This is a genomic window from Christiangramia crocea (genome assembly GCF_022410465.1).
Taxonomy (GTDB): Bacteria; Bacteroidota; Bacteroidia; order Flavobacteriales; family Flavobacteriaceae; genus Christiangramia; species Christiangramia crocea.
This window is the reverse complement of record NZ_JAJSON010000005.1, coordinates 78941-103129: the sequence shown is the minus strand read 5'-3', so window position 1 is coordinate 103129 and position 24189 is coordinate 78941. Positions and strand designations below refer to the sequence as shown.

General features: G+C 41.8%; 20 protein-coding genes and 1 tRNA gene. 12 read left to right on the top strand and 9 right to left on the bottom strand.

Translation table 11 applies throughout. The features are described from left to right. The 6 genes from LU635_RS01660 to LU635_RS01635 all read right to left on the bottom strand — a co-directional run. Positions 1-270, bottom strand: a 270-nt coding sequence (locus LU635_RS01660; RefSeq protein ID WP_240095521.1) for a hypothetical protein, incomplete at its 3' end; no start/stop codon positions are given. Between the two features lie 215 nt (positions 271-485). After that, the gene (locus tag LU635_RS01655; protein WP_240095519.1) at positions 486-2042 is read right to left on the bottom strand and encodes a DUF4957 domain-containing protein; all 1557 of its coding nucleotides are present in this window, start codon (positions 2040-2042) and stop codon (positions 486-488) included. 28 nt (positions 2043-2070) lie between these two features. After that, positions 2071-3864, bottom strand: a complete 1794-nt coding sequence (locus tag LU635_RS01650) for a RagB/SusD family nutrient uptake outer membrane protein (RefSeq protein WP_240095517.1) — start codon at positions 3862-3864, stop codon at positions 2071-2073. 13 nt (positions 3865-3877) lie between these two features. Further along, positions 3878-7132 carry a SusC/RagA family TonB-linked outer membrane protein gene (locus LU635_RS01645; RefSeq protein WP_240095515.1) on the bottom strand — a complete coding sequence of 1085 codons (3255 nt, stop codon included), beginning with the start codon at positions 7130-7132 and terminating at the stop codon, positions 3878-3880. Between the two features lie 570 nt (positions 7133-7702). Then, a tRNA-Pro gene (locus LU635_RS01640) sits at positions 7703-7776 on the bottom strand. Between the two features lie 64 nt (positions 7777-7840). Then, entirely contained in the window at positions 7841-8692 is an 852-nt protein-coding gene (locus LU635_RS01635) for an aldo/keto reductase (RefSeq protein ID WP_240095513.1), read from the bottom strand. A gap of 262 nt (positions 8693-8954) precedes the next feature. On the opposite strand from LU635_RS01635, the gene nadA reads away from it, so the two are divergent. Both nadA and nadB read left to right on the top strand, forming a co-directional pair. Next, entirely contained in the window at positions 8955-9923 is a 969-nt protein-coding gene (gene nadA / locus LU635_RS01630; protein ID WP_240095486.1) for a quinolinate synthase NadA, read from the top strand. Continuing rightward, positions 9907-11448, top strand: a complete 1542-nt coding sequence (gene nadB / locus LU635_RS01625) for an L-aspartate oxidase (protein WP_240095484.1) — start codon at positions 9907-9909, stop codon at positions 11446-11448. The genes nadA and nadB overlap by 17 nt, the downstream gene beginning before the upstream one ends. A gap of 117 nt (positions 11449-11565) precedes the next feature. Here nadB and LU635_RS01620 read toward each other — a convergent pair whose 3' ends face one another. From LU635_RS01620 to LU635_RS01610, 3 genes are all read right to left on the bottom strand, one after another. Next, on the bottom strand, positions 11566-11943 hold the full coding sequence (locus LU635_RS01620) for a HEPN domain-containing protein (protein ID WP_240095482.1): 378 nt from the start codon (positions 11941-11943) through the stop codon (positions 11566-11568). Positions 11944-12055: 112 nt separating this feature from the next. Continuing rightward, complete coding sequence (gene nifJ, locus LU635_RS01615; RefSeq protein WP_240095480.1) at positions 12056-15586, bottom strand: pyruvate:ferredoxin (flavodoxin) oxidoreductase; 3531 nt, start codon at positions 15584-15586, stop codon at positions 12056-12058. Between the two features lie 35 nt (positions 15587-15621). Beyond that, positions 15622-15972, bottom strand: coding sequence for a 4Fe-4S binding protein (locus tag LU635_RS01610; protein ID WP_240095478.1), 351 nt, complete (start codon positions 15970-15972; stop codon positions 15622-15624). A gap of 213 nt (positions 15973-16185) precedes the next feature. Between LU635_RS01610 and LU635_RS01605 the strand changes: the two genes are divergently transcribed. The 10 genes from LU635_RS01605 to nuoK all read left to right on the top strand — a co-directional run bounded on the left by LU635_RS01605 (position 16186) and on the right by nuoK (position 24177). After that, positions 16186-18039, top strand: coding sequence for a 2-oxoacid:acceptor oxidoreductase subunit alpha (locus LU635_RS01605; RefSeq protein ID WP_240095475.1), 1854 nt, complete (start codon positions 16186-16188; stop codon positions 18037-18039). A 2-nt stretch (positions 18040-18041) separates the two neighbouring features. Then, a complete protein-coding gene (locus tag LU635_RS01600) occupies positions 18042-19061 on the top strand; it encodes a 2-oxoacid:ferredoxin oxidoreductase subunit beta (protein ID WP_240095473.1) in 1020 nt (339 codons plus the stop codon). Between the two features lie 75 nt (positions 19062-19136). Beyond that, positions 19137-19487, top strand: a complete 351-nt coding sequence (locus LU635_RS01595; RefSeq protein ID WP_240095471.1) for an NADH-quinone oxidoreductase subunit A — start codon at positions 19137-19139, stop codon at positions 19485-19487. Further along, the gene (locus LU635_RS01590) at positions 19478-20044 is read left to right on the top strand and encodes an NADH-quinone oxidoreductase subunit B (protein WP_240095469.1); all 567 of its coding nucleotides are present in this window, start codon (positions 19478-19480) and stop codon (positions 20042-20044) included. Before LU635_RS01595 ends, LU635_RS01590 begins: the two co-directional genes overlap by 10 nt. A gap of 12 nt (positions 20045-20056) precedes the next feature. Beyond that, positions 20057-20533, top strand: a complete 477-nt coding sequence (locus LU635_RS01585) for an NADH-quinone oxidoreductase subunit C (protein ID WP_240095467.1) — start codon at positions 20057-20059, stop codon at positions 20531-20533. A gap of 6 nt (positions 20534-20539) precedes the next feature. After that, complete coding sequence (locus tag LU635_RS01580; RefSeq protein ID WP_240095465.1) at positions 20540-21661, top strand: NADH-quinone oxidoreductase subunit D; 1122 nt, start codon at positions 20540-20542, stop codon at positions 21659-21661. Positions 21662-21671: 10 nt separating this feature from the next. Beyond that, the gene (gene nuoH, locus LU635_RS01575) at positions 21672-22724 is read left to right on the top strand and encodes an NADH-quinone oxidoreductase subunit NuoH (RefSeq protein WP_240095463.1); all 1053 of its coding nucleotides are present in this window, start codon (positions 21672-21674) and stop codon (positions 22722-22724) included. Between the two features lie 4 nt (positions 22725-22728). Continuing rightward, a complete protein-coding gene (locus LU635_RS01570; RefSeq protein WP_240095461.1) occupies positions 22729-23205 on the top strand; it encodes a 4Fe-4S dicluster domain-containing protein in 477 nt (158 codons plus the stop codon). Positions 23206-23209: 4 nt separating this feature from the next. Further along, a complete protein-coding gene (locus LU635_RS01565) occupies positions 23210-23827 on the top strand; it encodes an NADH-quinone oxidoreductase subunit J family protein (protein ID WP_240095459.1) in 618 nt (205 codons plus the stop codon). A gap of 32 nt (positions 23828-23859) precedes the next feature. Continuing rightward, positions 23860-24177 carry an NADH-quinone oxidoreductase subunit NuoK gene (gene nuoK / locus LU635_RS01560; protein WP_240095457.1) on the top strand — a complete coding sequence of 106 codons (318 nt, stop codon included), beginning with the start codon at positions 23860-23862 and terminating at the stop codon, positions 24175-24177. Positions 24178-24189: the final 12 nt, after the last annotated feature.

The window sequence follows — 24189 nt, the reverse complement described above, 5'->3', positions numbered from 1 at the left end:
GCTCGTTCTAAGACGGTCACTTCCGCCACCAGTGAAGCTCAAATCACCTGCCGTGAAATCTGGCAGGGTATGACCGCTAGTTCCTGGAGTGATCGATTCATCATACCATGAATTGATAACTTCTACGGATAATTGATTGTCATACTGGGATTCGTCCAGCTGAGTGGCTCCAAAGTCCCAGACATCTGGAAGATCTGTGGATTCCTGAGAATACCCCATTAAGCCCCCAATTATGAGGAAGAGGTATAGTAAGTGTAATCGTTTCATCATTCAATAAAAGATTTAAGTTTAAAATGTTTCCTATCCTGGTTTCTGAATTGTTTTAAATTTTAAACAAATTGTAATTATTCGGCCCAAAAGCCCCAGGTCATAATCCAGATTGAATTATGGTAAGTTTCTGATGCTGGTTGATCACAGAAATAAAAAAGGGTATGCATCGTGAAGACGCATACCCCTTTTATATTTAAAATTCACCTAGCATAATTTTATCTCCATCGTGGATCTCCCACGTTGTTATCAATTAGAGTTTGATTTGTTAGCGTAAAATCTCCATTTGCAGGATCAACATAACCAGGATCCTGAGTGAATGGATTGCTGCTATCAAAAATATATTGAGAATCATTGGTGAATCCAGGTGCGTTCCAGTAATTGTTATTACTGAAAGTTGGGGATTCATCAATTCCCTCCCTGTCGGCATAACCTTCAGACTCTGTATTCGAAATTATTGTATTACGTACGGTCACGTCATTCGACACAAATCGAACATAGAGTATCCTTCTGCTATCAGAATTGGAACAGGCATTTATGGTAAGACCATCTAAAAGGATATTAGCCGTTACACCTGAATCATTTGAGGTACCGCTTGCATCCATCCTGATAAAGTCCCTTCCTGGGGCACAATTATAGAACGTACTGTTCATTAGGGTAACATTCAGTACATCTGAATTCCTGAAATCGATGAAATCACCACCACTTGTAAAGACGTCGTATACAATAGAGTTCTCTACGGTCAAATTTTGAAGGATGGCATCTGTCTCATTTCCTGCAATGAAGGAACGTGAATAATTATGTATTTCAGATCCTCTAATCAATAGAGAATTGTAATTACCGGGTCCAGTATACCTTACCACATCTGATAGATCTTCTGAACCTTCCCCAAGACCCTGTAAATTAAGGTCGATCAATTCAACGTCCTCAGCACCAGCAACAAGTTCGAAGTTGACTTGCAATAGAGGTTTATCAAAACTTCTTAATCCCTGAATGGTAATAGATTTATCGAGGGTTATGGTACCGGTCTGGCTTGTATAATCCCCCGGTTCCAATACGAATACGTCTCCTGAAACTCCATCGGCAATCATTTGCAATAGATCATCCTCTGGAGTAACCAGTTTCCCGCCTCCTATGTCGATTCCAGTTGTAAAGGTCTTCACGCCTCTAATAGTATTTCCGTTAAGAAGGGTAGCAGTATATTCTGTTTCCGATTCGAGACCCGAAATTGTCGCTACTCCGCTAGCTATGTCTTCAGCTGTAATAGTGTAGCTAATATCTCCCGGGCTCAAAGTGATTTCGGTAACCTCACTATCTGGCACCCACCTTAATGTAGCCTCTTTTGCCAGAATATCTCCATCCTGGATTTCAAGAAACAGTTGCTCGGTCAGGGTTCTGGCTGTGGTTACCGCCCATGAGGAATCGTCCAGACCTCGGTCACTAATCGCTTTTACCCTGATTGAATACAGGGTTTCACTGTCTAGCGGAACCAGAACAGGCAGTTCATCGGGATTCACCTCCACAGTTTTTACAATATTATTGAACTGCAAAGAATCGGCAGCGAATTCTACTATATAACTATTAGCATTCTCGTTCACTGTCCAGTTCAGTTCTACATTCACCTGATTTCGAACAAAGGCGGATAAATTAACAGGGGCGAATTCTCTTTCTACTGGCAATTCCTCTATGAGCTCTTTATCATAATCACAAGCGGCAACTGTAGCCCCAATTGTGATGACTATCAGTAAATTTTTTAAAATATCTCTAACTTTCATAATTATAAATTAAGTCTGTTTTTCACTTCTAGTATCCGTAATCGTTTACTAACTGCCCATTGCTGGCGTCAATAAAGACCTGCCAGATTGGCCAGAATTGCCTGTTATCTGGATCAACTCCCGGTTTGTACAAGGTATTTATAATTTCATCTAACGGCTGATTCCAGTTGAAAGCGGAATATTCAGGACCCGGATTTCCAGTTTCTCCTCTTTCCAATCCATAGATATCCAGCGTATAACCATCATCTTCATATTTGTAATATAAGGTGGTTGGTACATTAGCATAATCACCGGTCCTATTGTTAAGATCTGACAGTTCCTGTTTTTCCTCATCCAGTTTTTCACTCAGCAGATTCCAGCGAATAAGGTCCATTTTCCTGTCCATTTCACCTGTAAACTCATATTTATATTCCTCTACGATTGCTCTAAACATTTCTTCTTTAGAGCCCAATGCGTTTACGTAAGCTTCTACTTTCTCGGCGTGAACATCCTCCGGAAATGCTCTTCGTCGAATTTCTTTTAAATAAGGTGCCGCTGCACCAGGTCCCTGAAGTTCATTGGCCGCTTCAGCAGCTGTTAATAGCACTTCAGCATATCGCATATAGATCAAATTCAATCCATCATCATTGGTAGAAGTTACATACCTGTTCATCCATTCGTAACGATATTTACCGAAATACCAGAGGTCGATGCCAGTAAGTTCCTGCTGCGCGATTCCATCTACAGCAGTTCCCCATTGGTAAGGAACAGCTGTTACATCACGCCTTGTATCATCTTCGTCAAAATCGTAGTAAACTGTTGGGGTTGGACCAGCAGTACCTCCCCTTGGCTGACCGGTGAATTGGTCTACGCTACGATGTCTAATTCCAAATGAGAAGAGAACACGACCACGACCGTCGGCAAAAGGAATTTCCCATAAGGATTCTCCACCTGCGGTTGTATTTTCCTCATTATATCTTCGCCAAAATCCCTCAAATGACGGATTTAGAGAAGCTCTTCCGCTATTAATAACATCCGTAGCTTCATCCAGCGCTAACTGATACATGTTTTGAACTGAAAGTTCAGGATCATTGCTTCGTCTTACTCCATCAGGATATTGCTGGTAACCACTTGCAACCATCGCCAATCTAGCTCTAAATGCCTTTACAAAGGCTTTATTAATTCGCTCTACTGAAGATGTTGAAGGTGTTTCATTTGGCCAGGCTACAAGTTCAGCAGCTTCCCCAAGATCTGCTATCAGCCTTTTATAAATGGTATCACGACTAGTTTTTGGAAGATATAATGTCTCGGAAGTAATTGGTTCAAAACGTGCTGGCACATCTCCCCAGGCTTTCATAAGATCAGCATAATAAACCGCCCTGTAAGTAAGCGCTGCTCCTAAAAGTTGGCCAAACTCATTTCCAGGTTCTGGGTTACCGAAGTTTCTAAGTCCTCGAATAACAATATTTGCCCTTTCTATACCCTGATACATCATTGCCCACGCATTGTTATCAGTATTCATCCTGGAGTTAGTAGGCTTGGCATCGTAGTAAACCAGATCGGCATCTGATCCTTCATCTCCAGCACTATAGTTATATTCTACATCGGTATTAAATCCGTAGTAAGGGATAAACCGTCCGCGATAGGAGTTTGTTTGTCCCATAGGTTCAAGAATACCATCTACAGCACCTTTGGCGAGGTCAACGGTGGAGAAAATAGTAGATTCATCCAGTGTAGATTTTGCCGGAGCATCTAAAAACTCCCCATCTAACAAATCTTCCTCACAGGATACCATAAGACCTGTCAAAAGGATTATCGAAAAGATTTTTATTATATTCTTCATTATCATCTAAATTTTAAAAATTAAGGTTTAAACCGAATACCACTTGCCTACTTCTAGGGAACGGAGAATAATCCACACCCGGAGTAAGCGGTGTCTTTCTCCTGGTAGAAACTTCAGGGTCCAACCCGGAATAATCGGTTAGAACAAACACATTGTTAGCTGTTGCGTAAAATCTTAGTTTAGTAATATTCGCTTTTGACACCAGAGAATCTGGCAGGGTATAACCTAAGGTAAGAGTATTCAACCTAAGGAATGATCCATCTTCCACAGCCCAGTCACTAAAAACATAATTTCTCATATAAGGCGACCACATCGTAGTGTTTACATTAGCCGCTGCAAGTTGATCAGGATCGGTTATAAGCTCTCCGGTTTCAGGATTAAGGTTGGTCCACCTTCTTCCGTCTGCCATTGCCGTACTTAAGTTTCTGTACTGGCTATTTTCATTGGCTGTGGTATACTGAACCTTATTGGCATTATAAACATCGTTTCCTACGCTAAAATTAAATGCAGCGGAAAGATCAAATCCATATGCATAGCCATCAAGAACAAAACCTCCTGTAAAATCCGGGTTAGCATCTCCAATGATCGAGTTGTCGTTAATATCCACTACTCCGTCCCCGTTGATGTCCTTTAACTTTAATGATCCCGGCATCACTTCACCTATAACATCACTATTATCCACAACATCAGACCTTAAAGTATAAGTGTTTGTTGCAGCATCAAAATCAAAATCTGACACCTCATATCGTCCATCACTCTGATAACCGTACATGGCACCTACTGGCTGACCAACCCACACGGCATAGTCACTTCCTATTTGGGAAGATGCCCACCCAGAATAGTCTTGATAATCTTCCAGAGATCCAAGAGAGTTGATCTTATTTTTGTTTGCCGAAACATTCAGGGAGAAACTTAATCCGTAATCTTGTTCCATAATCGGGTTAAAATTCAGGGATCCTTCCACACCTGTATTCTGAATCTCTCCCAGGTTCCTGTACTGGAATTCATATCCAGAACCCGGGGTTCTAAAGGCAAGTAAAAGGTCTGTAGTTACATTCTTATAGGCCTCAACGCTACCTCTCAAAAATCCGTGGAACATTTCAAAATCCAGACCGGCATTTTGGGTAACCGTGGTTTCCCATTTAAGATCAGGATTAGCTAGAACTCTTGATGCGGACCAGTAAGTTGGAATTTCGTTCAAATAAGTAGTGGTGTTAGACTGAAAGCTTTGTACAGTTTGACCTGCCGGAATATTGTTATTACCAGCTTCACCATAACTTAATCTTAATTTAAGAGCATCCAGCCATTCTGAATCTTTAAGAAAATCCTCCTCTTTTATTTTCCAGGCTATTGCAGCTGAGGGGAAGTAACCCCAACGATTGTCACCTAGAAATTTACTTGAACCATCTGCCCGGTAGGTAGCCGTAAGCAAATACCTGTTCTTAAAATCGTAATTAACACGGCCGAAGAAAGATAAGAGTTTATCATCTGGACGATAGAAATTATCCACAGTTTGAGGAGTACCCTGAGTAGTTAATTTTCTAGTTGTTTCAAAATCGAAATCCTTTGGAAACCCTTGAATTTCAGAAGTTTCTTCATTATCCTGAGTAATGATCATCTCTTCACCTACTAATAGTTTTAAATTATGATCTTCACCAAGTAAATCAGCAAAATCGTAATTTATAGTATTAGCATTTCTGAAGCTTTCGCGCTTCCGGTCACTATAGACCAGCGAAGGAAGTCCCTGGTTTTCTGCAGATGGCCTATTACTTGCGTAATAAGTAGAACGACCATAATACCGATAATCCTGCTCGGTACGGTAATCAAGACCAAAATCTGACTGGAATCTAAGATTATCTATAATATCCCAACCAAAGCTCCCTAACATATTATAGTTTTTTCTTAATTGAAGTCTTTGATTATCTGCCGTAGCAACAAAAGGATTTACTAAATATCCAGTTAAGGCTTCATCGGTATTCGTTGTAGTTAATCCTGAAATTGGAATCGGAGAATACTGAACACTATACTTCAATCTCGAATCTGCTGAAGATATTTCATTTTGTTCATTGGCACCTCCACCATTAATTTCAGTATCTGAATATCTAACTGTAAAGGATAAATCAACCTTCTCTCCTGCCTGACTTTTTAAGGCCAGGGAGAGGTTATCTCTTTTAAAATCTGATCCGACCATAATCGTATTCACATCATAATGTGCATAGTTAAAGTTAAAACTGGCCTTCTCAGAACCTCCTCTAACTGACAGGTCATGGCTTTGTACCTCGCCCATATTTCCATAAATCTGCTTTTGCCAATTATTACCTTCTTTACCTTGGTATAGATCATAATCCTGCCACAATCCAAAATATCGCTCATAGGAATCAAGGTTTTCAGGATCACGAAGCAGGGCATATTCGTACTGCCATTTCACATAATCTTCGGGCTCAAGAACATCAATTGTATTGGCTATTTTCTGAAATCCGTAAAAGGTATTAAGATTTACATTAATCTGTCCAGCGACGCCATCCTTGGTAGTAATAATAATAACTCCGTTAGCACCTCGCGAACCATAAATGGCTGTTGAAGAAGCATCCTTTAATACAGAAATACTGGCAATATCGGTTGGACTTATGTCGCTCATGCTGGCTACCGGAAATCCATCCACAATGATTAAGGGCGAACTATCCTGGGTTAATGAACCATTACCTCGAATTCTGATATTTATTTCAGCATCGGGGGAACCCTCAGTAGAGAGCACCTGTACTCCGGGCAGTCTTCCCGTTAAGGTTTCTGCAACACTAGCTTTCGCCTGCTGATCCAATTCATCACCAGAGATAGAAACGACAGATCCAGTTAGATCAGATTTTCTGGCCGTACCGTAACCCACAACTACAACTTCATCCAGTGCATTTGAATCTACAGGAAGCTGAACATTAATCGTGGATCGTCCACCTGCATTCTCTTCGATGGTTTGAAATCCCACATAACTGAATACCAGTACAGCATTTTCGTTTGAGACGGTAATGGAATACTCTCCATCAAAATTCGTTGCCACTCCATTTGAAGTGCCTTTCTCCAAAACCGTCACTCCGGCCAGAGGCATTTCTGAATCGGCAGCAATTACAGTTCCGGTAACTTCAGTGGTTTGAGCAAAAATCACATTGGCACTAAATAGAATACACAAAAATAAAAGGCCATGTAGTTTGTACCTTAATCGCCTCCCTGGAAACCCTATGAGAAACGATTTTTTTTTCGCAAGAACTTGTTCCATAAAATTAGTTAGTTAAATTATTTTTTAGTGCCATTTTCCCATTTTGTCAACACTAATGATTATTGATTTTTCAATTCAGCTTAATAAAAATGTTAAAATCTAGTAACTACAACGTTTGAAAAATTATCAAAAACACCTGATATTACTGTAAACAATTACCATTTCTTAATATTTTAACAATGCAATCGATTACGTAAATATATTTATTATAAATCAAAAACAAAATTTTTCAGGAATAATTTTGATATTATAGTAATAAATAGTGATTAAAACCGTGGATTTATAATTTATATGACCAGTAAATTTAGAAATTTAGAACTTTGCAGAATATAAAACCCGAAAAAAACCTCTTAAAAAATTAAATTGTAATCGATAACATTAAAAATAGTCGAGGAGGCCAAATACTAAGGGGAAAGTAGACTATCTTTACAAAATTGAATTACGACATGCTTCTCTAAAGGGAAAGGACCATAGAAGTATTTATTCAACAACTCCAAATAATAAAAGGGCAATTACATGAAAAACATATAATTACCCTATTTATTAATTTTAACTTACATAGTTAAAGAGTCGGGATGACAGGATTTGAACCTGCGACCCCACGCCCCCCAGGCGTATACGCTACCAGACTGCGCCACATCCCGATTTAGGACTGCAAATTAAACAGCTTTATTTTAATTATCAAAAGGAAATCGGAATTTAAAATTTTCAAGATTTATTCTGGAAATGTGCCATAAAATGATCGGGGTGAGCTCCGGTACGTGTATCGTTTTCCAGAGAATCTATCAGGTCCACCTCATCTGGAGCCAGTTCAAAATCAAAAACCATGGAGTTCTCGATTATCCTTTCTTTATGTACGCTCTTGGGAATAGTTGCCACTCCTTTTTGAAGGTCCCATCTAAGTACTATCTGGGCAGGGGTTTTGGAATATTTTACGGCAAGATCTTCCAGTATCTCATTGCTAAGTATTTTACCCCGCATCAATGGTGACCAGGCCTGATACCGAATATCGTTCTCCATACAGTAATCCAGCAACACCTGTTGTACCAGTCTTGGATGAAATTCGTTCTGCAAGACCATAGGCTGAGCTCCTCCGGTTTCCTTTATACTTTCCAAGTGATGAACAAGACAATTACTCACTCCTATTGCCTTTACTTTCCCCTCTTCATATAACTCCTGAAGAACCTTCCAGCTATCAAGAAACTTATCAGGTACAGGCCAGTGAATAAGATACATATCAATGTAATCGAAATCAAGCTTACGAAGTGAGGTTTCAAAGGCCCGCCGGGTAGAATTAGCACCCTGATCATCGATCCAGATCTTCGTGGTAACGAATATTTCCTCCCGTGAAATTCCGGAATTTTTTATCGCCTCACCCACTCCCTCTTCGTTCTCATAAAAGGAGGCCGTATCTATCAAACGATATCCGGTATTCAGGGCGTGTTTTACTGAACGAATAACTTCAGCTCCGTCTTTTGCCTTATAAACACCCAACCCAAGGTATGGCATTTCAATTCCATTCTTAAGTTTCATGGTTCCATTAAGGTCACCTATCTGCATTCTCAATTCCTTTTAATTTGCCTTTATCAGTACTTTGTACTCAATTTCAGACCAGTTTTTCGACTTACTTTCAAAATTCTCGAAGTTATAAAATTGATCTCTTCAACTCTATTATTTTCAATGAAAATCAATTAGTTTCAATTATGGATTCTTTTCAAAAAATGACAATGGTCATAAAATAAGCTGAATGTGGTCACTAATTTTGTAACCCGACGAATGAAGAGGCTTCAAAAAGATCAGCCCCTATCTAAGATTTTGATAAATGAAAGAATTTCCTTCTGAAACTCAAGAATTACAGACTCGGGTACAGATACTTAAAAAGAAAAAAAATGCGGTTGTACTTGCCCATTATTATCAGGAACCTGCAATTAAAGAGGTTGCCGATTTTGTGGGAGACAGCCTGGAGTTGGCAAAAAAAGCAGCACAGACCAGTGCCGGGATCATTGTTTTCGCCGGAGTTCATTTTATGGCTGAAACCGCCAAGATCCTCAATCCGGAAAAGAAAGTTCTCCTGCCCGATCTTAATGCCGGATGTTCCCTGGCTGATAGTTGTGAACCGGAAAGTTTCAGGAAATTTATAGAGCAGCACCCAGACCACATAGTGGTAACCTACATAAATTGTTCAGCAGAGATCAAAACGATGAGTGATATAGTGTGTACCTCTTCAAATGCTGAAAGGATCATCAATTCCATTCCGAAGGAAAAAAAGATAATTTTCGCTCCCGATAAAAATCTGGGGGATTATCTCATCAGAAAAACCGGACGTGAAATGCTGCTCTGGGATGGTTCCTGTGTGGTTCATGAGGCTTTTTCAATCGACAAATTACTGGATCTGCATAAAAAATATCCTTCAGCCCGGATCATTGCCCACCCCGAATCGGAAAGTCATATCCTGAGGGCCGCTTCCTATATTGGTTCAACCTCTGGTTTAATTAAATATATCGCAAAAACCGATTGGACCACTTTTATCGTAGCCACCGAAGCCGGTATTCTCTATGATATGCAAAAAAAATTCCCGGAAAAGACCATAATTCCCGCTCCCGCTAAAGAAGATAACAGTTGTGCCTGCAGTGAGTGCGCTTATATGAAGATGAATAGTCTCCAAAAACTTCATTTATGTCTTAAAAATGAAACTCCGGAAATCGAACTCGAAGAGAGAATAATGGAAAAAGCAGCGCTTCCTATTAAACGAATGCTCGAATTATCAATAGAATATGTTGTTCAAAACTGATATTGCGGTTGTAGGCTCAGGTATAGCTGGTCTTTCATTCGCCATAAAATTAGCAGAAGAAAGACCCGATCTGGAGATCTCCATTTTCACTAAAGAAAAATCCGATTCAGGAAACACCAAAAGTGCCCAGGGAGGCATAGCCGTTGTTCTGGATCATAAGCATGATAGCTTTGAATCCCATTTCCAGGATACTATCAATGCAGGAAAGGGCTTCAACGATCCCGAAACTGTAAAGATGGTGGTGGAACAGGCGCCGGAGAGGCTTAACGAACTTTTGGAGTGGGGTAGCAATTTCGACCTCTCTTCTACCGGTGAATTCGACCTGGCCCTGGAGGGTGGGCATTCTTTTAACAGGATACTGCATAAACAGGATTTTACCGGGCTTGAGATCCAGACCAAGCTTCTGGAAAAAGTGGCTTCCTATCCTAATATAAAATTGCATTCCCAGTATTTTGTGACCGATCTGCTTATAAAATACTGGAGAGGAATTCCGCGCTGTATTGGAATTAGAGCCCTGGACCTTAGCAAAAATATACTTACCGAAATCAAAAACAGGGTAACCCTTCTGGCTACTGGAGGAAGTGGTAAACTATTCGCCAATACAACAAATCCATCGGTTGCAACAGCCGATGGTGTGGCAATGGCATTTAATGCCGGGGCTGAGATTAGAGACATGAATTTTGTGCAATTTCATCCTACTGCTTTATATGAAAAAACCCCAGGAGGTCTTTTTCTTATTTCTGAAGCCGTCAGAGGCTATGGAGCCTACCTGGTAAATAAAGACGGCAAAAGATTCCTATTTGACCATGATCGCCGCGGAGAACTGGCTACAAGAGATATTATTTCTGCTGCTATTTTAAAAGAGTTGTCTAATTCAGGTGAAAAATGTGTTTACCTGGATTGCCGGCACCTTGATCAAGGTATGTTTGCCCGGCATTTCCCTACTATTAGTAAAAATTGCTGGAAAAAAGGAATAAATCTTAAGACAGACCTTATCCCTGTTATTCCCGCTGCACATTATCAATGTGGAGGTATAAAGGTGGACAAGAACGGGCAGACTTCCCTAAAGAATCTCTTTGCATCGGGAGAATGTAGTTCCACGGGGCTACACGGTTCAAACCGCCTGGCTTCAAACTCGCTTCTGGAAGCCCTGGTTTTCTCTCATCAGGCAGCCAAATTCCTGGCACCCGGGATAGATGAAATTGACAGCCAAAGAGGTTCTATCTCCATGGAGAGCAGAAGTAAAAATTCCGATCAAAATAAGATAAGCCTCGAATCTTTAAGAAAAAGGCTTAAACATCTAATGACCTACGAACTGGTATACCTTTCTCCTGTCCCGGCAAAGAAATCTGCCCTGGAAGAACTAAAACTTATGAGAAATATGCTGGTCGAAAAATTTGATAATAATTGTTTTCTCCTGGAATATTATGAACTTCGGAATCTTGTTACCGCTGCATATCTTGTCTTGGAACACGCCGTTCAATTTGAACAAAGAAAGCAGCCTGAATGCAGAAAAGCATATTAATTTCTGTAATCTCAACAAGCCTTCAGGTTATATAAACCCGCAGAATTGAAATAACATTTATTTGAACCTGGTTAAATCAATAAGCAGACTTTATGTGCACCAGAAACCAAGAAAAAACTAACTAAAAAGTTGCTCTCTGCGCAAGAAGGCCTTTAGGTCATCAGCCAGCTTATAACAATTACTTACTTTTGGATTATCACTACAATAGCTTTTTTGCAAATCACTGGCTTTACAATTAAAACCTGATAGATCAATTGATTCAAAGTTCTTGTTTATAGACCGGCATTTCGTATATAAACTATCTACTGTCTTACAATCTGAAGGATCAATATTATTATTCAGCAGATATGCCTTGAGAAGGTTCTCTATTGCAAATTGTGAATTTTTACATACCAGGAATGATACAACATCTTCCTCGGGTCTTCCAAGCTCTTCTTTTGCTTCATCCAGCTTTTTAATTGCCTGGTCCAGGATTTTTACGGTATTATTTTCCATAATGTTTAATTTAGAAGATTAAACAAATACGTTTTTAGCCATATCTCTGAATTATCACGTTCTGAACATATAACTAAAAACGTATTTTGAATTGATTAATAGTTGTTGGCAATTACATATCTCTGAAAAGTTCCAGTCTTTCCCATTTAACTTCAACCTCTTCCTGGGCCTGTTTCAGTAAAGCTTCACCCACTTCGGCATTTTCTTTTGCCACCCGGGTAAAGCGGGTCTCATTGTACATAAAGTCTTTGATTGGTATTCTTGGCGGTTTTGAATCCAGCTTGAATCTTTTGCCTTTTGGCTGGGCAGGATTGAATCTGAATAAAGGCCAGTAACCCGATTCTACAGCTCTTTCCTGTTGGGCGGGGCCGTGTTTAAGATCATAACCATGTTCTCCACAGTGCGAATAAGCGATTATTATAGATGGTCCGGGGTAGGCCGTCGCTTCTTCTATCGCCTTGAGGGTTTGCAGATCCTTCGCACCTATCGCAACCTGGGCCACATATACATTCTGATAGGATACTGCCTGTAATGCAAGGCTCTTTTTCGAGGTTCTTTTTCCGGAAACCGCAAATTTAGCACTCGCACCAAGCGGCGTAGCTTTAGACATCTGTCCTCCAGTATTGGAATAAACTTCAGTATCCATCACCAGGATATTGATGTTTTCTCCCGATGCGAGCACATGGTCTACACCACCGTAACCAATATCATAAGCCCAGCCGTCACCACCGAGTATCCAGACAGTTTTTTTGCGCAGATATTCGCTAAGTTCATTAAGCTTTCTGGCTTTATCGCTATCGATAGTCGTTAGAATCGCTTTCAGCTTTTCTATTTGTACTAGCTTTTCTTTTTTCTGAATTTCATTCTCTTCAGGATTGGTTAGAATGGCTTCTACCAGCTCTTTGCCAACCTGTTCTTCAAGAGATTTCAAAAGATCCACGGCGATTTCTTCCTTCTTGGAAAGGGCAAGTCTCATTCCCAGACCAAATTCTGCATTATCTTCAAATAATGAATTGGCCCAGGCAGGTCCCTGTCCTAAAGCGTTCTTTTTATAAGGCGTAGTAGGCAGGTTTCCCCCGTAAATGGAAGAACAGCCGGTAGCATTTGCAATCAGGATCCTGTCACCATATAGTTGGGTAAGCATCTTGATGTATGGGGTTTCCCCACAACCCGAACAGGCTCCCGAAAATTCAAATAATGGCTCAAGAAACTGTGATCCCTTTACATTGGTTATCTGCAGTTCGGTACGATCGTAATAAGGCAGATCTACAAAATAGTCCCAGTTCTTGTTCTCTTCTTCGGCGACATCAAGTTTATTTCTCATATTGATGGCCTTAAAGTTCTCTATCTCCTTGCTTTCGGCAGGACAAACAGCTACACAAAGGTCACAACCGGTACAGTCTTCAGGAGAAACCTGAAGCACATAAGAATCGGTTGCACTGGTAAATGGCCTGCCTTTGGCAGGAACCGCTTTTAGCGATTCCGGTGCATCGGCAAGTTCTTCAGTGGGAACCACTTTCGCCCTTATGGCGGCATGCGGACAAATCGCTACACATTTATTACACTGGGTACACAGATCTTCTCCTTCCCATACGGGAATGAAATCGGCAATACCACGTTTTTCGTACTGGGTTGTTCCGGTCGGGAACGTTCCATCCACCGGAAAGGCACTTACAGGAAGTTCGTCACCATAACCTGAAAGTATCTTACCGAGCACCTCTTTCACGAAAGGATCGGCTTCACCGGTCATCATCGGTTTGAGTGCACGGTCACTGGTTATTGTTTTCGGATAATCTACTTTCTGAAGATATTCCAGAGATTTATCTACAGCGTTAAAGTTCATCTTCACGATCTTTTCCCCCTTGTGAGAGTATGATTTCACAATGGCATCCTTGATCTTCTGAATGGCTTCCTCTTTGGGAAGGACTCCTGAAATCGCAAAGAAACAGGTTTGAAGCACGGTATTGGTTCGTTTACCAAGTTTGGTCTCCTGGGCTACTTTAGTAGCGTCTACCACGTAAAATTCAAGTTCATTTTCCACGATCTCCTCCTGCATTTTCTGCGGAAGCTGATCCCAGATCTCCTCATTTGAAAAAGGCGCATTTAAAAGGAAAGTTCCTCCTTTTTTGATCTTTTTCAGAATATCATATTTCTCAATGAAATTGAACTGATGACAGGCGAGGAAATCGGCTGTATTAATAAGGTAACTGGAATAAATAGGTTGAGGGCCAAAACGAAGGTGGGAAACAGTTTGCGCTCCGGCCTTCTTGGAGTCGTATACAAAATACCCCTGAACATAATTATCGGTCGTCTCCCCAATAATCTTAATAGAGTTCTTATTAGCCCCAACAGTACCATCAGACCCGAGACCATAGAACATACAGTTAAAGGTGGTCTTTTTAGTCTTGAAAACAGGATTGTATAACAAGCTGGTGTGGCTCACATCATCGTTAATACCAATGGTAAAGTGATTCTTTGGTTGAGGCTTTTCCAGCTCATCAAAAATTCCTTTGACCATTGCCGGATTAAATTCTTTGGAAGATAGACCATAACGGCCTCCAACAATTACCGGAGTTTTCCTTTGGCTTTCGTTAAAAGCGGTAACCACATCAAGATATAAAGGTTCTCCGGTACTTCCAGGCTCTTTAGTACGATCCATGACCGCAATTTTCTTAACGGTTTCCGGAATTGCATCAATAAAGTGTTTAATAGAAAATGGTCTGAACAGGCGTACCTGAAGTACTCCAACTTTTTCATCGTTATTAAGGAGGGTATCTACTGTTTCACTAACAGCTCCTTCCCCGGACCCCATTATAATGATTAGCCTTTCAGCCTCTGGGTGACCTATATAATCAAACAGTTTATACTTGCGACCTGTTTGTTCATAAAATTCATCCATGACCGATTGAACCGTGACTGGCACTTTTTCATAGTGGAGATTTGCTGCCTCCCGTGCCTGGAAGAAAACATCAGGATTCTGAGAAGTACCTCGAATTACCGGAGAATCGGGATCGAGAGAGCGTTTTTTGTGCTCCATAATCTTGTCTTCAGGCATCAATGCACTGATTACCTCATCTGGTATCGCATCAATTTTTGAGATCTCATGAGAGGTTCTGAAACCATCAAAAATGTTCATGAAAGGCACACGTGACTTTAAGGTGGCGACCTGAGAGATCAGCGCAAAATCCTGCGCTTCCTGAACAGAGCCGCCAAACAGCATAGCGAAACCTGTCTGCCTTGCCGCCATTACATCTGAATGATCTCCAAAAATAGACAGCGCATGGGTGGCAATAGTCCTGGCCGCCACATGGATAACAGAAGGCAGTAGCTCTCCTGCTATTTTATACATATTAGGGATCATAAGCAGCAGTCCCTGTGATGCCGTAAATGTAGTAGTAAGAGCTCCAGCCTGGAGTGATCCGTGTACTGCTCCGGCAGCACCCCCCTCACTTTGCATTTCAACAATTCTTGGAACATTGCTCCAGATATTTTTCTTTCCTTTTGAACTAAAAACATCTACGTGTTCACCCATTGGAGACGCCGGTGTTATGGGATAAATCGCGCAGACTTCATTTGTTTTGTGTGCCACTCGCGCTACTGCCTCGTTGGCATCACAAATGAGCTTAGGGAATTCCTTAGTCATGATTCCTTTTTTATATTAATATCTTCTATCTTCAGTTATTCACCATGAAGCCATGCTTTCTTTTCAAGAAGCTCTTCTTCAGATTCAGGATGGTCTTCATCAGGAACACAGCAATCTACAGGACATACAGAAGCGCACTGAGGCTCATCGTGAAAGCCCTTGCACTCGGTACATTTTTCCGGTATAATAAAGTAGAATTCATCAGAAAGCGGTTCATTTTCAGAATCAGCATCGATCTCTTTTCCTTTTGGGGTCGTAACGGTACCGCTTAAATTGGTTTCATCGGAATAAGACCATTCCTGGTCTGGTTCATAAATGGCGTTGTTTGGGCATTCTGAAATGCAGGCATCGCAGTTGATACATTCATCGGTTATAATTAGTGCCATAATCGTAAAATTTTAATTTAAACTTTCGCATAAATTTACCCTGCTCCTACCTGCCTTAATATGACGTTCATCATATTTTGATCAAAACTCTAATTTTTTTAATGTCCTTTATATATGACGAACATCATATTTAATGCTAAATAGTGAATCTAAATTTGGTACAGATATATTAAAAGTATCAGTTGTTAACTGAGCTGTTTAAATAAGCCAAATATGATTACACTAGACAAGAAACCTAACGCAGAAGCCCTGGATGCCGTTGTAATACGATTTGTAGGTGATTCAGGTGATGGAATGCAACTTACCGGTACTCAGTTCTCTGATACCTCTGCAATGTTCGGAAACGATGTAGCAACATTTCCGAATTACCCTTCCGAAATACGTGCTCCCCAGGGAAGTCTATATGGGGTATCGGGATTCCAGGTACATATTGGCAGTGTGGAAGTAAGCACCCCCGGGGATAATGTAGATTTGCTGGTCGCTATGAATCCGGCTGGTTTAAAGACCAATCTTTATGCAGTTAAACCGGGACATACTATTATAGTAGACACCGATTCCTTTACCAAGAAGAATCTTGAAAAGGCACAATATGAAACCAATCCGCTGGAAGATGGAAGTCTTGAGAATTACCGGGTGGTCCAGGTTCAAATGACCTCTCTCACCAAGGAGGCTCTTAAGGACGTGGAAGGTCTGGATAACAAAAGTATTACAAGAAGCAAGAACATGTTTGCCCTTGGAATGGTTTACTGGCTTTACAACCGATCTCCCGAACATACCATCGAATTTTTCAATAAAAAATTCAAAAGCAAACCCCATTTAATAGAGGCCAATACCAAGGTCCTGAATGCGGGTTATTTTTATGCGGAGACCATTGAACTTATTCCTAATTCCTATAGTATCTCTCCAGCCAGGATGGCAAAGGGAACTTACAGGATCATTATGGGAAATACGGCTACCGCCTGGGGATTTCTCGCAGCAGCAGAGAAATCGGGACTGGAACTCTTCTTAGGTTCCTACCCTATCACCCCGGCAACAGACATCCTCCATGAACTGGTGAAACATAAACATTTTGGAGTAAAAGCCTTCCAGGCAGAAGATGAGATAGCAGGAATCACGTCGGCCATTGGTGCATCCTTTGCAGGAGACCTTGCCATTACCACCACTTCAGGGCCGGGACTTGCCTTAAAAGGGGAAGCCCTGGGGCTGGCCATGATGGTGGAATTACCGCTGGTGGTTGTGAACGTCCAGCGAGGTGGCCCTTCCACTGGACTTCCTACAAAAACAGAACAATCTGATCTCCTTCAGGCATTATACGGTCGCAACGGAGAAAGCCCGGTAATAGTGCTTGCCGCAAGTACACCGGCCAACTGTTTTAATTATGCCTATGAAGCTGCAAAGTTAGCATTGGAACATATGACCCCCGTAATTCTTTTAACCGATGGCTATATCGCTAACGGTTCGGCACCATGGAAGGTCAAGAGCATTGAAGAAATGCCCGAGATCAAAAATCATCTTATAAAGGAAGCCAAAGGAGACTGGAATCCCTATGACCGGGATCCAGAAACTTTGGCAAGAACCTGGGCTATTCCCGGAACACCGGGATTTGAACACCGGGTTGGAGGACTTGAAAAAGATAAGGTGACGGGGAATGTTTCCTATGTACCCGAAAACCACGAGGTTATGGTGCAGACGCGTGCAGCAAAGGTAAAAAGAGTACAGAACCATATCCCATCAATAGTACCTGAATTCAGTAATGAAGGGGACCTTCTGGTGATTGGCTGGGGAGGCACATACGGTGCCTTACACTCGGCTGTAAAAGAATTATATGAAGAGGGGCATAGAAATATTGGTTTTGCCCACTTCAACTATATCAATCCACTTCCAAAGAACACCGAAGATATCCTGAGAAGGTTCAAAAAGATTATTGTTTGTGAACTAAACAATGGCCAATTCGTGAATGTATTACGAATGAACTTTAGCAATATTAACTTCTTACAGTATAACAAAGTACAGGGATTGCCTTTTGCCAATTCCGAACTGGTTGAACAATTTAAAAGTCTGATCTAACTATGGAAACACCAACTCTCAATAATAAAAAGTATACCTACAAAGACTTCGGCAACGACCAGGAGGTAAGATGGTGCCCGGGCTGTGATGATTATGTGATCCTTCGCTCGGTTCAAAAGGCCCTGCCAGAAATGGATGTAAAAAAAGAAGATGTGGTCTTCATCTCCGGAATAGGCTGCTCCTCACGTTTTCCCTATTATATGGGAACCTACGGAATGCACGGGATACACGGGCGTGCTCCGGCTATCGCTTCCGGAGTGAAACTGGCCAATCCAGACCTAAGCGTATGGGTGATCACCGGCGACGGTGATAGTATGGCCATTGGAGGAAACCATTTTATTCATGTTCTTAGAAGGAATATCGACCTCAACATCATCCTTTTCAACAATGAGATCTATGGTCTTACCAAAGGGCAATTCTCCCCCACTTCGCTTGTCGGGCAGAAAACAAAATCTTCGCCTTACGGAAATACCCAGCCTCCTTTTTCTCCAGGTGAACTGGCAATAGGAGCTCATGCCAGGTTCTTTGCAAGAATCTCGGGGAACACTCCAAAAGAAATGACCGAAACTTTCGTGGAAGCCCAGAAATTCAAAGGTACCTCTTTGGTAGAAGTAATGCAGAACTGCGTGATCTTTAACGACGGCTGTTACCTTAAATACACAGATAAGAACGTACGTTCAGACAAGCAAGTCTATGTAGAACATGGTAAGCCAATGATCTTCGGAAAAGAGGGAAATAAAGGACTCGTTTTGAATGGTCTCAAATTAGAAGTAGTTACCATCGGTGAGAATGGAATAACCGAAGATGATATCCTGGTACACGATGCCCATGAAAAAGACCCCACACTGCATCAGATGCTAGTACGTTTAGAGTATCCATTAGTGACCGGAATTATTAGAAGTTATAATGATGTAACCCTTGAGGAAAGAGAAAATGCTCTCACCGAAGAGATCAAATCCAAATCCTCTTTCAGGTGTACTGATGATCTATTCTTTTCAGGTGAAACTTATGAAGTAAAATAGCGGGATAACTGACTTTGATCAGTTCCTGCCTGCCTGAATACTGTTAATTTTATTAAGAATTTAACCTGAAAAAAAATGGGTTCAGAAGCTATCATAGTGTTCTTTCTTGCCGGGGTGCTTTTAGTTGCCGGCGCGAACTTCATCTCAAAATTAATCTCCCCTAAATCAGACAATCCACAGAAAAGGGAACCTTACGAAAGCGGGATGACCACTATTGGGCCTACCTGGGTGCAATTCAAAGTTGGTTATTACCTCTTCGCAATCCTGTTTCTTGTCTTTGATGTGGAAGTAGCATTTCTAGTACCCTGGGCTGTAGTCTTTCAGGACGTTGGCGCAGTGGCATTTATTGAAATACTCATCTTCCTTCTCATCCTTGGATTAGGTCTGGCTTACGCGTGGAAAAAAGGAGCTTTAAAATGGGAGTAACAAAAAACAACGTTAATAAGATCCCGAAGGATTTTCCGGGAGAAGTGATCCCTGCCGGGAACGGAGGAAATATTCTTGTCACTTCCCTGGACAAGATCATCAACTGGGGGCGGTCCAATTCGCTTTGGTCCCTGTACTTTGGTACCAGTTGCTGTGCGATAGAAATGATGCAAACGGGAGCTGCCCGTCACGACTATTCCCGCTTTGGGTTTGAAGTCGCTAGGCCTTCCCCAAGACAGGCAGACCTTATCATCATCGCGGGGACCATCACTACAAAGATGGCTCCTGTACTACGAAGATTATATGACCAGATGGCCGAACCTAAATACGTGATCGCAATGGGAGCCTGTGCCATCTCCGGAGGGCCGTTCTTCTATAACTCCTATTCGGTTGTGAAAGGAGCCGATCATGTGATCCCCGTAGATGTATATGTACCTGGCTGCCCTCCGAGGCCTGAAGCACTCCTGGAGGGAATGCTGATGCTTCAGAAAAAAATAAAGACCGAACGCAGGCTGCAAAAGAAGAATCCTGTGGATGGTTTTGATGAAGGACTTTAAAAACTGAAAGTCATGACCAATCAAGAACTCCAAGACCTAATTACTGGCTGGTTTACCGATCCTGCCGCAGTAAAACTGGAATTTACCGAAGAAGGTTCACAATTCCTCAATTTGAGTATACATCCGGATTATCTGCATGAATTGATGTATTACCTGAAATTAAATCGAAATACAAGTTTTGATTACCTCTTTTGCCTCACCGGCATAGACTGGGGAAAAGAACTGGAAGTGGTTTACCATCTGGAGTCTACCGATTACAGGCATATTATGGTAGTCCGTTCAAAAATTGAGGACCGCGAAAATCCCGAGATCGAATCGGTGCAGGACATCTGGGCTACAGCCAATTTTCATGAACGTGAAGCCTTTGATTTATTCGGAATCAGATTTAAAAATCATCCGAATTTGAAACGGCTGTTCCTCTCAGAAGATTTTGAAGGCTATCCGCTCCGGAAGGATTTTGTAGACGAAAAAAACATGGTTGTTAAATAAGAAGTTATGGAAACCGCTACAATAAATAACAACTTTAAATCTGAAGAATACTTCATCAACATGGGGCCACAGCACCCTGCTACTCATGGCGTTCTTCGGCTCCTTTTGACCATTGATGGAGAGATCATCAAAAAGGTAGAACCCGATCTAGGATATATTCACAGGTCTATTGAAAAAATGTGCGAAAATGACAGTTATCAGCAGATAGTACATCTCACAGACCGGATGGACTACCTCTCTTCCCACATTAATAATGAAGCGGTTTGTCTTGCAGTGGAAAATGCCCTCGAACTTGAAGTACCAGACAGAGTAAAGGTAATAAGAACCATTTTAGATGAACTCACAAGGATCTCTTCTCACTGTCTCTGGTGGGGAGTAATGGGAATGGATGTTGGAGCCCTTACCTCCTATTTTTATGGATTCAGGGATCGTGAGATGATCAATGATATATTCGAAGAAACCTGCGGTGCCAGGCTCACCATGAATTATAATATTCCCGGTGGACTCATGCACGACATTCATCCAAACTTCGTAAGAAGAGTCAAAGAATTTATCACCCATTTTAAAACAAAAATACCCGAATATGACCGCCTCTTAACAGGCAATATAATCTTCCAAAAACGTACCAAAGGTGTTGGTATCCTGAACAAAGTAGATGCTATCTCTTTTGGAGCAACCGGTCCTGTGGGGCGGGCTTCGGGTTATTCATGCGATGTGAGAAAATATCACCCCTACAGTGCGCTGGACCGGGTGCATTTTAATGAAGCTTTACATACCGATGGGGACTCTTACGCCCGTTACCTTGTTAGGATCCAGGAAATGTGGGAGTCTATCTCAATCATAGAACAGCTTATAGATTATATTCCCGATGGTGATCACAAAGTGGCTACCAATGCCGTGATCAAACTTCCGAAAGGAGAATATTATCAGAAAGTGGAAACCGCCAGAGGCGAACTTGGGGTATACATTGTAAGCACCGGGACCAAGAACCCTTACCGGGTTAAGTTCCGCTCTCCAGGACTCTCTAATCTTTCACTCCTCAACCATATAACGGTGGGTGGAAAGATAGGCGACCTGGTTGCCACGATGGCGACCATTGATATTGTTGTACCGGATATTGACCGATAAATCTTGACCCATGGATATAATCTTAAGCATACATGACTGGTTTCTGGGCCTACTTCCAGCCCAAATCACCGGATTCACCAAAATGGCTTTGATCGCCCTTACCTATCTTACGCTTTTTGCCGTGCTGGGCCTTTATCTCGTTTTACTGGAAAGAAGGGTTGCCGCATGGTTCCAGTTAAGGATCGGACCAAACCGTGTAGGGTTTCAGGGACTACTGCAAACAATGGCCGATGCTCTTAAACTACTTTCTAAAGAACTAACCGGAACGGTAAAAGCCGATAAATTCCTTTATAATCTTGCTCCTTATTTTGTGATTGTCACCTCTCTGATGGCATTAGGCATCTTTCCCTTCACCCAAAATCTGCAGGCCTATGACATTAACATAGGACTGTTCTTCCTGATTGCCATTTCCTCCATAGGAGTGATCGGGGTTTTACTGGGAGGATGGAGCAGTAATAATAAGTATGCCCTGATTGGGGCTATGCGTAGCGGAGTACAAACCATTAGCTATGAGCTTTCCATAGGACTCTCGCTACTTACAATGGTCCTGATCACAGGAAGCCTTCAGCTTTCAGAGATCATTGAAGTACAAAAAAATGGATGGCTGATCCTTCAGGGGCATATCCCTGCCGTGATCGCCTTTATGATCTATATGATAGCCGGAACCGCGGAAACAAATCGTGCTCCCTTTGATATGGTTGAAGCAGAGTCTGAACTCGGCGCCGGCTTTCACACCGAATATTCGGGAATGAAGTTCGCGTATTTCTTTCTGGCAGAATTCATCAATATGTTCATCATTGCGGCTATTGCCGCTACGGTCTTCTTCGGAGGCTGGTTATCCCCCTTTGGGATCACCGAGTCTATTCCCTGGCTGGGCGTATTCTGGTTCCTGTTAAAAACTTTTATACTGGTATTCCTTATGATGTGGTTCCGCTGGACCTTTCCGAGACTTCGGGTAGACCAGCTGCTCACCCTGGAATGGAAATACCTTCTGCCAATCAATCTGGCTAATATCGTAATAATGGCCCTGATCGTATGGCTGGGTCTAACCCTTCAACTTTAGGATTATGAGTTATTTTTCAGAAATATATAAAGGTATAAAGACCCTCCTCACAGGAATGAAGGTTACCGGAAAATATTTCCTTCATTCAAAAAAAGGAGCTATTACTCAGCAATATCCAGATAACCGTGATAGTCTTCAGATGTTCGAACGTTTTCGGGGAGAAGTAGTGATGCCTCACGACGAGAACAACGAACACAGCTGCACTGGCTGCCAGAAATGTGAGATCGCATGCCCCAATGGAAGTATCGAGATCATCTGGGACCGGGTTATAGACGAAGAGACCGGTAAAAAGAAAAAGATTATAGACAAGCATATCTATCATTTTGGGATGTGCACTCAATGCAGTCTTTGCGTGGATGCCTGCCCCAGTGATGCCATTAAATGGGCGCAGAATTTTGAGAATTCGGTCTATGACAGGACACAACTAACCAGAATATTGAATAAACCCGGTTCTAAAGTGAGAGCCGGTGTAGAAGATTAAGATTATGGAAAGAATCATTTTTTATCTCCTGGCAGCAATAATGGTCATTTTTGCTATCGCTTCAGTAAGTAGCCGCAAAATGTTACGATCGGTGGTTTACCTGCTTTTTGTCCTGATCGGGATCGCAGGGATCTACTTTCTTGCCGACTATAACTTCCTGGCAGCGATACAACTCACGGTCTATGCCGGTGGTGTGGTAGTACTTATCATCTTTTCGGTTTTACTGGTTCATCATATAGAAATGCAGCTGGAAGTGGCAAACCGAAAAAAGCAATTACTCACAGGGCTCCTTTGTTTTGCAGGCCTTGCGGTTTTCCTTACCACCATCTATTCCCATCCCTTTGACGTTGCCGGAAAAACAGTGACTACAACCACGGCCCAGATCGGGGAAAGGCTACTTGATTATGGGCCGGGCGGATTTATCCTTCCTTTTGAAGTGATAAGTGTACTCCTACTGGCGGCAATGATTGGAGCAATCATAATTGCTAAAGGAGAAAAGAAGATCAAAAACAAACAACCACATAAAAGTCCTGAACCGGATGAAGAAGTTAGCCTTGAAACGGAACAGGAGATTCAACTGGACAGGATACTAAATGAAAAATCTACGGTAGAAACAGAATAACAAGAATTTTATAATTATCAAATCTGAAAGATATGATCCCAGGAGTTAGCATAACCGAAATACTCACCCTCACCTCGATCCTTTTCTTTATTGGGATCTACGGGTTCATTACGAGAAAGAACCTTATCTCGATCCTGATCTCTGTAGAGCTGATCCTGAATGCCTCGGTGGTGAATTTTGTGATCATCAACAAATACCTTTTCCCTGATGTGTTACAGGGAGTAGTGTACTCGATTTTCATCATTGCTGTGGCAGCAGCAGAAACTGCTCTGGCCGTGGCGATCATCATCAACCTATACAGGCAGGTGAGTTCTGTGGAAGTAAAAGAAACTGAAGTTATGAAGTACTAAAAACCGGAAATT

Bases quoted from the DNA above. Each gene is read 5' to 3' on its own strand.
- LU635_RS01655 (WP_240095519.1), bottom strand. From the start codon at position 2,042: ATGAAAGTTAGAGATATTTTAAAAAATTTACTGATAGTCATCACAATT.
- LU635_RS01650 (WP_240095517.1), bottom strand. From the start codon at position 3,864: ATGAAGAATATAATAAAAATCTTTTCGATAATCCTTTTGACAGGTCTT.
- LU635_RS01645 (WP_240095515.1), bottom strand. From the start codon at position 7,132: ATGGAACAAGTTCTTGCGAAAAAAAAATCGTTTCTCATAGGGTTTCCA.
- LU635_RS01635 (WP_240095513.1), bottom strand. From the start codon at position 8,692: ATGCAGATAGGTGACCTTAATGGAACCATGAAACTTAAGAATGGAATT.
- nadA (WP_240095486.1), top strand. From the start codon at position 8,955: ATGAAAGAATTTCCTTCTGAAACTCAAGAATTACAGACTCGGGTACAG.
- nadB (WP_240095484.1), top strand. From the start codon at position 9,907: ATGTTGTTCAAAACTGATATTGCGGTTGTAGGCTCAGGTATAGCTGGT.
- LU635_RS01620 (WP_240095482.1), bottom strand. From the start codon at position 11,943: ATGGAAAATAATACCGTAAAAATCCTGGACCAGGCAATTAAAAAGCTG.
- nifJ (WP_240095480.1), bottom strand. From the start codon at position 15,586: ATGACTAAGGAATTCCCTAAGCTCATTTGTGATGCCAACGAGGCAGTA.
- LU635_RS01610 (WP_240095478.1), bottom strand. From the start codon at position 15,972: ATGGCACTAATTATAACCGATGAATGTATCAACTGCGATGCCTGCATT.
- LU635_RS01605 (WP_240095475.1), top strand. From the start codon at position 16,186: ATGATTACACTAGACAAGAAACCTAACGCAGAAGCCCTGGATGCCGTT.
- LU635_RS01600 (WP_240095473.1), top strand. From the start codon at position 18,042: ATGGAAACACCAACTCTCAATAATAAAAAGTATACCTACAAAGACTTC.
- LU635_RS01595 (WP_240095471.1), top strand. From the start codon at position 19,137: ATGGGTTCAGAAGCTATCATAGTGTTCTTTCTTGCCGGGGTGCTTTTA.
- LU635_RS01590 (WP_240095469.1), top strand. From the start codon at position 19,478: ATGGGAGTAACAAAAAACAACGTTAATAAGATCCCGAAGGATTTTCCG.
- LU635_RS01585 (WP_240095467.1), top strand. From the start codon at position 20,057: ATGACCAATCAAGAACTCCAAGACCTAATTACTGGCTGGTTTACCGAT.
- LU635_RS01580 (WP_240095465.1), top strand. From the start codon at position 20,540: ATGGAAACCGCTACAATAAATAACAACTTTAAATCTGAAGAATACTTC.
- nuoH (WP_240095463.1), top strand. From the start codon at position 21,672: ATGGATATAATCTTAAGCATACATGACTGGTTTCTGGGCCTACTTCCA.
- LU635_RS01570 (WP_240095461.1), top strand. From the start codon at position 22,729: ATGAGTTATTTTTCAGAAATATATAAAGGTATAAAGACCCTCCTCACA.
- LU635_RS01565 (WP_240095459.1), top strand. From the start codon at position 23,210: ATGGAAAGAATCATTTTTTATCTCCTGGCAGCAATAATGGTCATTTTT.
- nuoK (WP_240095457.1), top strand. From the start codon at position 23,860: ATGATCCCAGGAGTTAGCATAACCGAAATACTCACCCTCACCTCGATC.